At 66.7% G+C, this 12023-nt stretch carries 14 protein-coding genes and 1 tRNA gene; 3 read left to right on the top strand and 12 right to left on the bottom strand.

The genetic code is table 11. From position 1 onward, the window contains the following. Positions 1-52: 52 nt before the first annotated feature. From C693_RS0106890 to C693_RS0106860, 7 genes are all read right to left on the bottom strand, one after another. Positions 53-1177: a hypothetical protein gene (locus C693_RS0106890; RefSeq protein WP_026107241.1), complete on the bottom strand. Its 1125-nt coding sequence runs from the start codon at positions 1175-1177 to the stop codon at positions 53-55. A 516-nt stretch (positions 1178-1693) separates the two neighbouring features. Continuing rightward, positions 1694-2071: a hypothetical protein gene (locus C693_RS0106885; protein ID WP_017461522.1), complete on the bottom strand. Its 378-nt coding sequence runs from the start codon at positions 2069-2071 to the stop codon at positions 1694-1696. Between the two features lie 215 nt (positions 2072-2286). Further along, complete coding sequence (locus C693_RS21290; protein ID WP_017461521.1) at positions 2287-3393, bottom strand: acyltransferase family protein; 1107 nt, start codon at positions 3391-3393, stop codon at positions 2287-2289. Continuing rightward, positions 3390-4142 (bottom strand): queuosine precursor transporter, encoded by a 753-nt coding sequence (locus C693_RS0106875; protein ID WP_017461520.1) that lies wholly within the window; start codon positions 4140-4142, stop codon positions 3390-3392. The genes C693_RS21290 and C693_RS0106875 overlap by 4 nt, the downstream gene beginning before the upstream one ends. Positions 4143-4218: 76 nt before the next feature. Further along, a complete protein-coding gene (locus tag C693_RS0106870) occupies positions 4219-4500 on the bottom strand; it encodes a DUF427 domain-containing protein (protein ID WP_017461519.1) in 282 nt (93 codons plus the stop codon). Position 4501: 1 nt separating this feature from the next. Next, entirely contained in the window at positions 4502-5038 is a 537-nt protein-coding gene (def, locus tag C693_RS0106865) for a peptide deformylase (RefSeq protein WP_017461518.1), read from the bottom strand. A 76-nt stretch (positions 5039-5114) separates the two neighbouring features. Beyond that, on the bottom strand, positions 5115-5936 hold the full coding sequence (locus C693_RS0106860) for a DUF4197 domain-containing protein (protein ID WP_017461517.1): 822 nt from the start codon (positions 5934-5936) through the stop codon (positions 5115-5117). A 168-nt stretch (positions 5937-6104) separates the two neighbouring features. On the opposite strand from C693_RS0106860, the gene C693_RS0106855 reads away from it, so the two are divergent. The 3 genes from C693_RS0106855 (at position 6105) to C693_RS0106845 (ending at position 9051) form a co-directional block, all read left to right on the top strand. Continuing rightward, positions 6105-8183: a carbon starvation CstA family protein gene (locus C693_RS0106855; RefSeq protein WP_026107240.1), complete on the top strand. Its 2079-nt coding sequence runs from the start codon at positions 6105-6107 to the stop codon at positions 8181-8183. Beyond that, positions 8180-8407, top strand: a complete 228-nt coding sequence (locus tag C693_RS0106850) for a YbdD/YjiX family protein (protein WP_017461515.1) — start codon at positions 8180-8182, stop codon at positions 8405-8407. Before C693_RS0106855 ends, C693_RS0106850 begins: the two co-directional genes overlap by 4 nt. Positions 8408-8544: 137 nt before the next feature. Further along, positions 8545-9051: a DUF2127 domain-containing protein gene (locus tag C693_RS0106845; protein WP_017461514.1), complete on the top strand. Its 507-nt coding sequence runs from the start codon at positions 8545-8547 to the stop codon at positions 9049-9051. Between the two features lie 2 nt (positions 9052-9053). Here the strand turns inward: C693_RS0106845 and C693_RS0106840 are convergent, their stop codons facing one another. The 5 genes from C693_RS0106840 to queE all read right to left on the bottom strand — a co-directional run bounded on the left by C693_RS0106840 (position 9054) and on the right by queE (position 12009). After that, a complete protein-coding gene (locus tag C693_RS0106840) occupies positions 9054-9575 on the bottom strand; it encodes a GNAT family N-acetyltransferase (RefSeq protein WP_017461513.1) in 522 nt (173 codons plus the stop codon). A gap of 51 nt (positions 9576-9626) precedes the next feature. Next, on the bottom strand, positions 9627-10409 hold the full coding sequence (locus C693_RS21285; RefSeq protein ID WP_198506845.1) for an HAD family hydrolase: 783 nt from the start codon (positions 10407-10409) through the stop codon (positions 9627-9629). A gap of 3 nt (positions 10410-10412) precedes the next feature. Beyond that, a tRNA-Lys gene (locus C693_RS0106830) sits at positions 10413-10488 on the bottom strand. Between the two features lie 75 nt (positions 10489-10563). Continuing rightward, the gene (queC, locus tag C693_RS0106825; RefSeq protein WP_017461511.1) at positions 10564-11247 is read right to left on the bottom strand and encodes a 7-cyano-7-deazaguanine synthase QueC; all 684 of its coding nucleotides are present in this window, start codon (positions 11245-11247) and stop codon (positions 10564-10566) included. 90 nt (positions 11248-11337) lie between these two features. Next, on the bottom strand, positions 11338-12009 hold the full coding sequence (gene queE, locus C693_RS0106820) for a 7-carboxy-7-deazaguanine synthase QueE (protein WP_026107237.1): 672 nt from the start codon (positions 12007-12009) through the stop codon (positions 11338-11340). Positions 12010-12023: the final 14 nt, after the last annotated feature.

Raw genomic sequence — 12023 nt, 5'->3', positions numbered from 1 at the left:
AAGGGCCGCGGCTTGCGCCGCGGCCCTTTTGTTTGCAGCTGTACCGGAGGTCTTACTGCACGACCGGATGCGCGATGTCGCACTCGTTGGTGTCGTTCGACCAGGTGCTCTGCATGGCATAGGTGCCATTGGCCATCACCACATCGGCCGACTTGCCCTGGCCGGACGAGATCCAGGCGCACTCGTCACCGTTCTCCTGTCCGTAGCTGCTGCTGCGGCGGTTCCGATTGGTCCAGCCACCGGCCGGGTTCTGGTCGGTCACCGTCTCGGCGTACTCGTGGCCTTCCACGATCGAGAAGCCGTCCAGCTTGCCGCTGGCGCCGCTGTTGACGAAGTTCTGGCCACAGCTGGTGCCCATGTCGTACACGTACGGCATGTTGGTGAACGCCACGTCGCCCACCGGCGAGCTCACGCTCCAGTCGCCATTCCAGTCGTGCCACGCACAGAACTGGCCGTTGGAGGTGTTGAAGCCATCCGGATGGGTACCGGTCGGCGACAGGATGACGTACTGCACGTAACGGTTCGACGCCGCCGTGGTGTTGCCGAAATGCTGCGCTGCCTTGATCGCCTCCTGCGCCAACTGGGCACCGGTGGCGCTCGACGGCGAAGCCACCGAGTTGTCGTACCAGATGCCGGCAAAGGCGCCGCCGGTCGGATAGCCGATGTGCGGAGCGCCCGACGGACAGGAGGTCGCCCCCGTGGAGACCAGCGAACCGTCGCAGTACTGCGTCATCGTGCCCGACCACGATTCGCCGCCGGTGCCCAGTCCCTTGAACAGGCTCTCGAGGTACGGCACCGCGCCGACGGAGTCGCCCGACAGGGTCATGTTGCCGTTGGCATCGGTCCCGGCGGTGCCCCACTGGCTGCCGTAAACGACCAGGTAGACCTTCGGAGTGCCGCTGGTGACGCCAATGCCGTCGACGCCTCCGCCGTAGCTCAGCGCCTTGCCCGATGACTTGGTACGCGCGGTTCGGGCTGCATGCAGCGCCGCCCAGGCGCGCATCTGGCTGTGTGCTTCCCGGGTGGCCACCACGCCATGGCGGTACGAGTGACCGTAGGCTGGCGAATAGGGGTTCATCCCGTCGTCCTGGGATGGGCCGGCGATCGCGCCGGCCGAGAGGCCAAGAAGCGCCGAGGCGGCCGCGACAGCGAACCACCGACTGTTGAGTCTGGACATAAATTCTCCCCGCATTGATTGAGTTGAAAGCGAACTGAGACGTGTTGGCGCACGCAGCGCATCACGGGTACGCAAACAAACTCCGGCGCGACAAAAAAACCTCGCGACGCAGGCCTGGTTTTCCTCCCCAGGAAAACCAGGCCTGCGGAAACTAATCGAATGACACCCCCCGCACAACGGGAACTTTTTCCCTTATATCAGTGATCTACATGACCACCCACAGCCTCGGCGGGATAAAAAGCGTTCCGCCGCAGAGGCTTGCAAAATCGTGCGACCGCAATATTTTGCGACCCTGATAAAAGAGCGCGTTTATTTCGCATCAAACGCAATTTATTACGTAGCGAAAGTGCGATGCAGATCAAATTCCCGTTGCCGGCCTGATCGAAAAGGCCGTGCCATCGGCGCACGCATGGGGCCAGTGTGAAGCGCCTATCGAGCCATGCCCGTTCCTGACCCGGCCACAGGCCACAGGCAGCAGGGACACGCTGCCGCGGCGGTCACGGTCAGGGGCGTGCTTCAGCGGGTGTGCACCCAGTAGACCTGGAGCCCCCGGGAACGATCCTCTTCGCGACGGCCCTCGCGGCTGTCGACCACCGCGCCCCAGGTCGACCGCAGCCCCCCGTGCTGGAACCGGTCCACCCGCACCTGCTCGCCTTTGGGAATGATCGCCTGACTCACCACGACAAGTACGCCCGGCTGCTCATGAACCAGACTGCCCGGCCGCCCGGTACCCGCCCCCCAGCCCACGTGGAGCTCGCAGGGAATCGGGTCGGACACGCCGCGGTTGTCCAGGCTCCATCCTTCGGTCTTGCTCAGCAACGACTGGAGCTTGGGATCGCTCCAGTCGACCGTGTTGGCCGAAGGACCCGATGGTGGCTTGCCGAAATGATTCATGGTCGCAACGTTCTCTCCGCGGGCGTCAAGATCGCGTCGCGACCGTTGGCGTTGCACCCGGTATGCAGGGAACGGGCCATACCACCGGAGCGGGTATCCGGCACCGGGAAATGACGGATAGCCCCGTACGAAAGCGCATCCGGACGGGTCCTGCACGTCTTCATGCCGGGCATATCGACCGCCCACGGGGAAACTTGAGCGTTTTCCTGGCGTCGCTAAAGCTGGCGCCTGCGCCACCAGCGTTCGCACGGCTGGGTAAAGAACCTGGCCACACCCCAGCCGAGCGCCAGACTGCCCGCCAAAGCCGGCAGATACCAGATCACCCCGCTGCGCGGATCCGCTCCGGCGAACCGCCACAGGCGCACCGTCGCGAACACCACGAACATGTGCGAAAGATAGATCTCGTAGCTCAGCCGGCCCCAGCGCTCCAGCCAGCGCCAGCCCCTGACCGGGTGCGACGGATGCGGCGAGGCACGCATTCCCACCAGCAGCGCCCCCGTCGCGGCAACCAGCAAGAGCATCACGCCGTCGTGCAGCCATCGCCACAGCCACGGCATCGCCAGCATGATGAGGGCGAGCACCCCCGCTCCCGACCAGCGCATGAGCCGCGCCACCCAGGCCCGCGGCGGCCGACCGTGAACCCACAACGCCCCGAGCACGCCCATCGCGATCGCGGCCATGCCGGGCAGGTAGGCCTTCTCCTTCCAGATCTCATTGCCATCGATCGCCGCCAGCGACCATGGCAGCGATGCCGCGAGCAGCAGCAACAACGGAACCAGCGCGCGCGGCCGGCGCGTCAGCAGGCAGACCAGTGGGAAGCCGAGGTAGAACACCTCCTCGATCGACAACGACCACAGCACATCCCAGTTGCCCGGGAGGTAGCCGGTGTGCCCCTCGTACCAATTCAGGTACAGCCCCAGTGCCGAAGCCACCGCGCCGGCCAGGGACTGTCCCGGACGATGGATCACGTAGTCCGGAACACCCAATCCGTGCAGCAGGGCCAGCACCGCGACCAGCAGGAACAGCAGCGGGAGGATCCGCGAGGCGCGGCGCGCATAGAACGCGCGCAGATCGATCCGCGCCAGGTCGCCCCAGCGGTCCAGCGCGTTGCCGGCGATCAGGAAGCCGCTGACCACGAAGAACACGAATACCGCTTCGTAGCCGTTGTAGTTGAGCGCATCGAGCACACGCCGGGGCAGCCAGTCGGCCAGCACGGTCTCGCGCAACGGGATGCGCAGCCCGATGTGATGCAGCACCACCAGCACGATCGCCAGGCCACGAAGGCGATCGATGCCGTGATGACGCGTCGCGGCCGCACTCATCCGTAACGCCGCAGCTCGCCCTCGTCCTTCAGGCTGAAGGGGTTGAAGTGCGTGTCTTCATCGAAAGTGTCCACGCCTTCATGGCGCTTGAGGAACCCCACCACGGCGTAGGTCAGCGGGGTGAACACCACTTCGACCGTGACCTTCATCAGCCAGTTGAAGACGATCACCTTGGCGATGGTCTGGCCTTCCCAGATGCCGATGAAGGCGATCGGATAGAACGTGAGGCTGTCCACCCCCTGCCCGACCAGGGTCGAGCCGATGGTGCGCGTCCACAGCCAGCGTCCGCGCGTGACCAGCTTCATCTTGGCCATCACGAAGGAGTTGGCGAAATCGCCGATCCAGTAGGCCAGCAACGAGGCGGCCGCGATCCGCCAGGTCCCGCCGAACACCACCTCCAGCGCCGGCTGCAGCTGCGCGTTGAACGGCTCGGCCGGGCTGGCCGGCATGCGCAGGATCACCTGGGTCATGAAGGTGGCGAACAGCATCGCGCCGAAGCCGGCCCAGATCGCCCGCCGCGCGCGCGCGTAGCCGTACACCTCGGTCAGCACGTCGCCGAAGATGTAGCCGATCGGGAAAAACAGGTTGCCTGCACCGAAGGTCAGCGCGCCGACCACCGGCAAAGTGAGCGTACAGACCTTGGCCGGGCCGATCAGGTTGGAACACAGCAGTACGGCGACCATGCCGCCGACCAGCAGGTCGTAGTAGCGGAAGCCGCGCAGGGGCGCGGTTCGGTCAGGAGAGTGCATGGAGATCCCCGGCGGACGAAGCGGGCAGCATACCCGTGCCTCGATACGACGGCGCACCGTGCCCGGATGCGACGGCTCAGTCGACGACCTGCACGCCCTTCCAGAAGGCGACGCGCCCGGCGACGGCGCGGGCGGCGTCCTTCGGCTCCGGGTAGTACCAGGCCGCCGCCGGATTCAGGTGGTCGCCCACTGCCACGTCGTAATAGCTGGCGGTGCCCTTCCACGGGCACACCGAGTGCCGGTCGCTGTCGCGGAAATACTCGCGCCGCAACGCCGTTGCCGGGAAATAGTGGTTGCCCTCGACCACGATGGTGTCGTCGCTCTCGGCGAGCACCGTGTCCTGCCAGATCGCGCGCATCTCAGTCGTCTCCCATGTCCTGCCCGGGGAACAGCACGTCGGTGAAGCCGAAGCGGCTGAAGTCGGTAATACGCGAGGGATACAGGCGACCGATCAGGTGGTCGCACTCGTGCTGCACGACGCGTGCGTGGAAACCCTCGGCACGTCGGTCGATCGGCGCCCCCTGCGGGTCGAGGCCCTGGTACCGGATCAGGCTGTAGCGGCTGACCACGCCGCGCATGCCGGGCACCGAGAGACACCCCTCCCAGCCCTCTTCCATGTCCTGCGAGAGCGGCGTGATCATCGGGTTGAGCAGGATCGTGCGTGGCACCGCGGGCGCGTCGGGATACCGTTCCGCGCGATCGAAGCCGAAGATCACCAGTTGCAGGTCGACGCCGATCTGTGGCGCGGCCAGCCCGACGCCACCGGCCTCGTGCATGGTCTCGAACATGTCGGCGATCAGCGCACCCAACTCGTCGCTGCCGATCATCGCGTCGGGGACGGGCGGCGCCACGCGCAGCAACCGCTCGTCGCCCATCCTGAGGATCTCGCGGATCATCCGTTTCTCCTTCGTCAGGGGGATCCGGTTGGGATGAGGCCGCACGGCGCCGGTTCAAGGGCGCTGCGCCGGCGGCTCAGCTGCCGCCGAATACCTTGCGCAACAGGTCGGTCGTGCGCGCCGCCGGGTTCTGCCGGATCGACTGTTCCTCGTCGCCGATCTCCGTGAACAGGCCATCCATGGTCTTGCGGGTGACGTAGTCATCGAGATCGAGCGAGCTGCCCGCCTTGCCGTCGTGGCTGCCGCCACCCAGCGCACCGAGCGAGCCGAGGGCGTTGCCCAGGGCTCCGCCGCTGCTGCCGGACATGAACGCCTTGTACTTCCTGGTCACGCCGACCTTGTCGGTCGCCTCGGCCACGATCGGCCGGATCCGCGCGGCCAGATCGTCACCGGCCACGCGACGGAAAAAATCCGTAGCCGCATGGTCGCCGCCGCTGAGGATGCCGCGGGCGTCCTGCAGGGTCATCTTGCGGATCGCGTTGCCGAAGATGTCCGCCACCTGCGGCACGGCCTTCTCCGCCGCACGATTGAGGCTGAGTTCGAAAGCGTCCACCTTGGCCCCCTGGCCAAGCTCGCGGGCGAGCTTGCCCGCCTGTTCCAGCTTGCCCGGCAAGGGGATGCGCACCTTGGCGTTGTCCGAGAACCCGCCTTCGCGACCCAGCGAATTGATCGCCTTGGTGGTGCCCCTGGCCAGGGCCTCCTTGAGTCCCGCCGCGATATCGCTGCCGGGCAGATGGCTGCCCTGCGCGTTGCCATTCACCTGCTCCCTGGCCGCCTGCTTCGCCTTGTCGAGCAGATCCTTGAACTGGTTGTGGCCTGCGGCCGCGGCGAGACCGGGCGCCAGGACGCATGCAGCGAGGGCCACGCAGCGCGCGTGGCGACGGAAAACTTCACGCATGGGTTGCTCCCGCTTGACGTCGATGCGCGCAGTGTAATCCGGTGTCCCGGCACACATGCCAGCCATGACAACCATTCGACCAATGGCTAATGGAGCGGGACGCTCCGGGGCATTGACCACCCCTGCCCGGCGGCGGACCCTTGGGTATCTCCAGCGGAGGACCCCCGAATGAATGCCACTGCGTCATCTCCATCCAGTCCCGCAGGAAAAATCCTCTGGGCAGCGATCGCCATCGTGGGCGCCTTCTGCCTGGGCGTCGTCGCGCTTCGCCGGGGCGAGCCGATCAACGCGATCTGGCTGGTCGCCGCTGCCATCGCGGTATTCGTGATCGGCTACCGCTTCTACGGCACTTTCATCAACAACAGGGTGCTGCAGCTCGATCCCAGCCGCGCAACACCCGCGGTGCTGCGCAACGATGGACTGGACTACGTCCCCACCGACAAGTGGGTGGTTTTCGGCCATCACTTCGCCGCGATCGCCGGTGCCGGCCCGCTGGTGGGCCCGGTATTGGCCGCGCAGATGGGTTACCTGCCCGGCACGCTGTGGATCCTGTTCGGCGTGGTATTCGCCGGTGCCGTGCAGGACTTCATGATCCTCGGCCTGTCGATCCGACGCGACGGCCGCTCGCTCGGCAACATGCTGCGCGACGAACTGGGGCCATTGCCCGGCATCGTGGCGATGTTCGGCGTGCTGGTACTGATGATGATCGTGCTGGCGGTGCTGGCACTGGTGGTGGTCAAGGCGCTCACGCACAGCCCGTGGGGCACCTTCACCGTCGCCTGCACGATTCCGATCGCGCTGCTGATGGGCGGCTACCTGCGCTGGTTCCGCCCGGGCCGCATCCTGGAGGTGTCGCTGATCGGCGTGGTGCTGCTGCTGGGTTCGATCTGGCTGGGCAAGGCGGTGTACGACTCGCCGGTGTGGGGGCCGATGTTCGACTTCGACGCCAGGCATCTGGCGTGGATGCTGATCTGCTACGGCTTCTTCGCCTCGGTGCTGCCGGTGTGGCTGCTGCTGGCGCCGCGTGACTACCTGTCGACCTTCCTGAAGATCGGCACCATCGCCCTGCTGGCGCTGGCGATCTTCCTCGCCGCGCCGATGCTGCAGCTGCCGGCGGTGACCAAGTACATCGACGGCACCGGTCCGGTGTTCGCCGGCAACCTGTTCCCGTTCCTGTTCATCACCATCGCCTGCGGCGCGGTCTCCGGCTGGCATTCGATCATCTCCTCCGGCACCACGCCGAAGCTGCTGGCCAACGAGGGCCAGGCGCAGCTGGTCGGCTACGGCGGCATGCTGATGGAGGCCTTCGTGGCGATCATGGCGCTGGTGGCCGCCGCCTCGCTGCACCCCGGCGTGTACTTCGCGATGAACTCGCCCAGCGCGCTGATCGGCACCACCGTGGAGCACGCGGCCACCACGATCAGCCAGTGGGGCTTCGTGGTCACACCCGACCAGCTCGCCCAGACCGCGAAGGACATCGGCGAGAACTCGATCCTCAGCCGCGCCGGCGGCGCACCGACGCTTGCGGTGGGCATGGCCCAGCTGCTGCACGGCATCATCCCCGGCGAGGGCATGATGGGCTTCTGGTACCACTACGCGATCCTGTTCGAGGCCCTGTTCATCCTCACCACGGTGGATGCCGGTACGCGCGTCGGCCGCTTCATGATCCAGGAGATCGCCGGCCTGATCCACAAGCCGCTGCAGCAGACCGAGTCGTGGACCGGCAACCTGCTGGCCACCGCGATCTGCGTGGCGCTGTGGGGCTACTTCCTGTACCAGGGCGCGGTCGATCCGCTGGGAGGCATCAACACGTTGTGGCCCCTGTTCGGCATCGCCAACCAGATGCTGGCGGCGATCGCCCTGATGCTGTGCACGGTGGTGGTGGTGAAGCTCAAGCGCCAGCGCTACATGTGGGCGCCGGGCATCCCGGCGATCTGGCTGATCGTGTGCACGCTGACCGCCGGCTACGAGAAGCTGGTGGGACCGATCAGCTTCACCGCCGCGGCCAACAAGTACGCCCAGGGCATCGCCGACGGCAGGCTGATCGCCCCGGCCAAGGACATGGAGGCGATGCATCGCATCGTCAGCAACAACCATGTCGACATGGTGTTGACCGGCCTGTTCATGGCGCTGGTGGTGGCCATGGCGCTGTTCGCGCTGCGCGCCATCGCCCGGGCGATGCAGATGGATCGGCCGACGGCGCACGAGGAGCCCTATGTCGCCCTGAGCAGCGTGGCGCAGTCATGATCGCCACGCATGCCATTCCGCGCCATGCGTTCCGCACCGCCGGCCGGGCGGTGTGGAAATGGGCCGTGCAGACCGCACGGCTGTGCTGTGGGGTCCCGGACTACGACGTCTACGTACAGCACCTCAAGCGCCATCACCCGGAACGGAAGATCCCCAGCTACGAGGAGTTCTTCCGCGAGCGGCAAGCCGCCCGCTACAAGGGCACCGGCGGACGCTGCTGCTGATCGCCTGCTGACAGGTTGCTCCCATGGGCTGCGTCGGGAACGGCGCGGCCTTTTTTTCTTCCCGCGCCCCCGACTTTCGACGGGTAGCACGCAACGAGCCGGCCCGCGACAATGGACGGCCGCATCCCGGCCTCCCCATGTCCCGGCTTACCGACCCCCACCGCACCGACGACGACACGCCCGAGTCGAAGCATCGCTTCGGCCTGCGGCTGATCGCGACCTACAAGATCGTGCAGGCGCTGGCGCTGGTGCTGGCCGGTGCCGGCGCCTTCCAGCTGCATCGGCAGCGCGCCATCGACGAACTGCTGGACTGGCTGGAACACCTGTCGATGGGCGACACGGCAGGCCTGCGCCAGCACCTGATCGATGCCATCACGCAACTGGGCCCCGGTCGATTCGTGGCGATCGGCGTGATCGCCCTGGCCTACGCCGCACTGTTCATGACCGAGGGCATCGGCCTGTGGCTGCGCAAGCACTGGGCCGAGTGGTTCACCGTGATCGCTACCGGCTCGCTGATTCCGGTGGAGCTGTACGAGCTCTTCCGGGAGGCCAGCTGGATCAAGCTGGGCGTGCTCGTCGGCAATGTGGTGATCGTGGTCTACCTGGCGCGCATCGCGATGCAGCCGCACCGGCGGCGAGCTTGAGCTCAGCGCTGCGTCCGCGCCTGCCATTCCCGCGCCAGCAGGCCATAGAAGGCGGTGTCGGCCACCTCGCCACCAACGATCCAGCGCTCGCGCAGCAAACCCTCCTGACGGAATCCCAGCCGCTCCAGGCTCCGCCTCGATGCCACGTTTTCCGGATCGACGTCGGCCTCCAGCCGATGCAGGCCGAGCGGGCCGAAAGCCCAGTCCAGCCATTGCACGAGTGCCTCGTGCATCAGTCCCTGGCCCCACGCGGACCGCGCCAATGCGTAGCCGATTTCCGCGCGCCGGTTCGACTCGCTGCGGTTGAACAGGGAAACCGTGCCGATCACCCGGTCCTCGTCGCGCAGGGACACGCCGACACGGATCGCACCGCCGGCATCGAATGCCGCGCGATCGGCGGCGAGCATCCGGTGCGCATCCTCGGGTCCCGACCAGGGCGACCCGCTCCAGTAACGCACCACCTCCGGGTCGCCGAAGATGGACAACAGGGCGTCGACATCCGCATCGGTCAGCGGACGAAGCACGACCCGGCCTGGCTGCGGAGTAAATGGGGGAAACGGCGTCACGTCGACTCCTCAGCCGGCTGGAACGATTGCAACGGGGGTGGCCCGGCGCAGCGCATCGAGCAACGCCGGAAGATGGGCCATGTCATCGAACACGTAGTGCGCGCCGGCTTCCAGGAGTCGCTCCGATGGCAAGCCACCCGCGTAGCCGAGCACGGTCATCCCGGCCGCGCGTCCGGCGGCGATACCGGTGGGCGAGTCCTCCACCACGACGCAGCGGGCGGGCCTCGCGCGGAGGGTTCCCGCAGCCAGCAGATAGAGGTCCGGGAACGGCTTGCCACGTTCGACATCATCGATGCCGAACCAGCGGCCCTCGAAGCGTTCAAGCAGGCCGGTCACCCGCAGGGTGATCGCCATCTTCATCCTCAGCCCATTGGAGGCGATGGCGCACGGAAGATCGAGCGCATCGAGCATCGCAGCCACGCCGGGCATCAACGTGACCTCCTTCGCCAGGGCCGCCCGACTGCGCTCGCCGTACCGCTCCGCGAAGTCCGACGGCAGCGGGCGTCCAAGAAGGCGGGCAGCCATGCCAAGGGAATCCGCGGTGCTGCGGCCGATGCAGAGCCTGGCCAGTTCGTGTTCGTCGACGTCGGCGCCAAGCTCACGCAGCATGCCTGCAAATACCCGGCCGGTGATGCCCTCGCTGTCGACCAGCACGCCGTCGCAGTCGAAGACCACCAGATCGAGGGGGCGCGGCGATGGGCTCATGGGAGGAATGGTGTGATGGCCGGGGCGGCCATTGTTCCATGACGACCGCACAAAAAAACGCCCGGCCGTGCTGGCCGGGCGTTTCATCGATGGTGGGCCGTCCGAGACTCGAACTCGGGACCAATAGATTAAAAGTCTACTGCTCTACCAACTGAGCTAACGGCCCGTGAAGCGGACTCGCGTGCAGGCACGCAAGCCCTTCATTTTAAGCAGTGCTGACCAGGCACACAAGCAAATCGGCTCAGACGTAACGTGTCGGATCCGGCAGGCCGGCATCGCGGAATCCCTGGGCACGCAGGCGGCAGGCGTCGCAGTGGCCGCACGCACGCCCCTGGGCATCGGCCTGGTAGCAGCTCACCGTTTCGGCGAAGTCCACACCAAGCCGCTCTCCCTCCCGTGCGATGTCGGCCTTGCTCATGCTCATCAGTGGCGCATGGACGCGCAGCCCCTGCCCCTCGACGCCAGCCTTGGTCGCCACGTTGGCAAGCTTTTCGAAGGCCTCGATGAAGGCCGGGCGGCAGTCGGGATAACCGGAATAGTCCACGGCATTCACGCCACACCAGATGTCCCGGCTGCCGAGCACTTCGGCCCAGCCCAGTGCGATCGACAGCATGATGGTGTTGCGCGCCGGCACGTAGGTCACCGGGATGCCGGTGCTCTCCTGGTCCAGTGGCACGTCGATATCGGCGGTCAGCGCCGAACCGCCGATGCTGCGCAGGTCGACGTGCACGGTCTTGTGTTCGACCGCGCCGAGCATCCGCGCGACCCGCGCAGACGCCTCGAGTTCGGAACCGTGCCGCTGGCCGTAGGCCACGCTGAGCGCGTGCACCTGGTAACCCTGCTCGCGCGCAATGGCGATGGTGACAGCCGAATCCATGCCGCCAGAGACGAGCACGACGGCCCGGGGAAGCGTGTTGTCAGACATGTGTTGCCTTCCTGCAGACGACCGGTCACCGGTCGGGACGCGCCACCGGCAGCACAGGCCGGCGCACGGATGCTTCGATGCCGTCCGGACTCAGTGGCCCGGCGCGTCGTTCCACAGCAGCTTGTGCAACTGCAACTGGAAACGCACGGGCAAGCGGTCGGCGATGATCCACTCGGCCAGCTCGCGCGGCTGCACGGAACCATGCACAGGCGAGAACAGCACCATGCAGCGCCGGTCGATGCCGTGCTCGGCGACCACGCCGCGCGCCCACTCGTAGTCGGCGCGGCTGGCGATGACGATCTTCACCTGGTCGTGCGGCAGCAGGTGCGCCAGGTTCGCCCATAGATTGCGGGCGCTCTCGCCGGAGTCGGGTGCCTTCAGGTCCATTACCTTGCGCACGCGCGGATCGACCGCCGACACATCCAGTGCCCCGGAGGTTTCAAGGGACACCTCGAAGCCGGCATCGCATAGGCGTGCCAACAGGGGGATGCAGCGCTTCTGCGCCAGCGGCTCTCCACCGGTCACGCAGACATGGCGCGCGCCGTGGCTGGCCACCTCGGCCAGTATGTCGTCGACCGTGTGCCAGTCGCCGCCGTGGAACGAATACTCGGTGTCGCACCATACGCAGCGCAGCGGACATCCGGTCAGGCGAACGAACACCGTGCGCCAGCCGATCGCATCGGCCTCGCCCTGGATCGAATGGAAGATCTCGGTGATGCGCAGCCGGTCGCTCGACTGCCCTGCCGGGCGGACCGCAGCCACGCCCGTATCGCTCT

Source organism: Dyella ginsengisoli LA-4 (assembly GCF_000334915.1).
Classification (GTDB): Bacteria; Pseudomonadota; Gammaproteobacteria; order Xanthomonadales; family Rhodanobacteraceae; genus Dyella_A; species Dyella_A ginsengisoli_A.
This window is presented reverse-complemented; position numbering and strand designations above follow the sequence as displayed.

Coding starts and splice junctions, on each gene's coding strand:
- C693_RS0106890 (WP_026107241.1), bottom strand. CDS start 1,177: ATGTCCAGACTCAACAGTCGGTGGTTCGCTGTCGCGGCCGCCTCGGCG.
- C693_RS0106885 (WP_017461522.1), bottom strand. CDS start 2,071: ATGAATCATTTCGGCAAGCCACCATCGGGTCCTTCGGCCAACACGGTC.
- C693_RS21290 (WP_017461521.1), bottom strand. CDS start 3,393: ATGAGTGCGGCCGCGACGCGTCATCACGGCATCGATCGCCTTCGTGGC.
- C693_RS0106875 (WP_017461520.1), bottom strand. CDS start 4,142: ATGCACTCTCCTGACCGAACCGCGCCCCTGCGCGGCTTCCGCTACTAC.
- C693_RS0106870 (WP_017461519.1), bottom strand. CDS start 4,500: ATGCGCGCGATCTGGCAGGACACGGTGCTCGCCGAGAGCGACGACACC.
- def (WP_017461518.1), bottom strand. CDS start 5,038: ATGATCCGCGAGATCCTCAGGATGGGCGACGAGCGGTTGCTGCGCGTG.
- C693_RS0106860 (WP_017461517.1), bottom strand. CDS start 5,936: ATGCGTGAAGTTTTCCGTCGCCACGCGCGCTGCGTGGCCCTCGCTGCA.
- C693_RS0106855 (WP_026107240.1), top strand. CDS start 6,105: ATGAATGCCACTGCGTCATCTCCATCCAGTCCCGCAGGAAAAATCCTC.
- C693_RS0106850 (WP_017461515.1), top strand. CDS start 8,180: ATGATCGCCACGCATGCCATTCCGCGCCATGCGTTCCGCACCGCCGGC.
- C693_RS0106845 (WP_017461514.1), top strand. CDS start 8,545: ATGTCCCGGCTTACCGACCCCCACCGCACCGACGACGACACGCCCGAG.
- C693_RS21285 (WP_198506845.1), bottom strand. CDS start 10,409: ATGAAACGCCCGGCCAGCACGGCCGGGCGTTTTTTTGTGCGGTCGTCA.
- queC (WP_017461511.1), bottom strand. CDS start 11,247: ATGTCTGACAACACGCTTCCCCGGGCCGTCGTGCTCGTCTCTGGCGGC.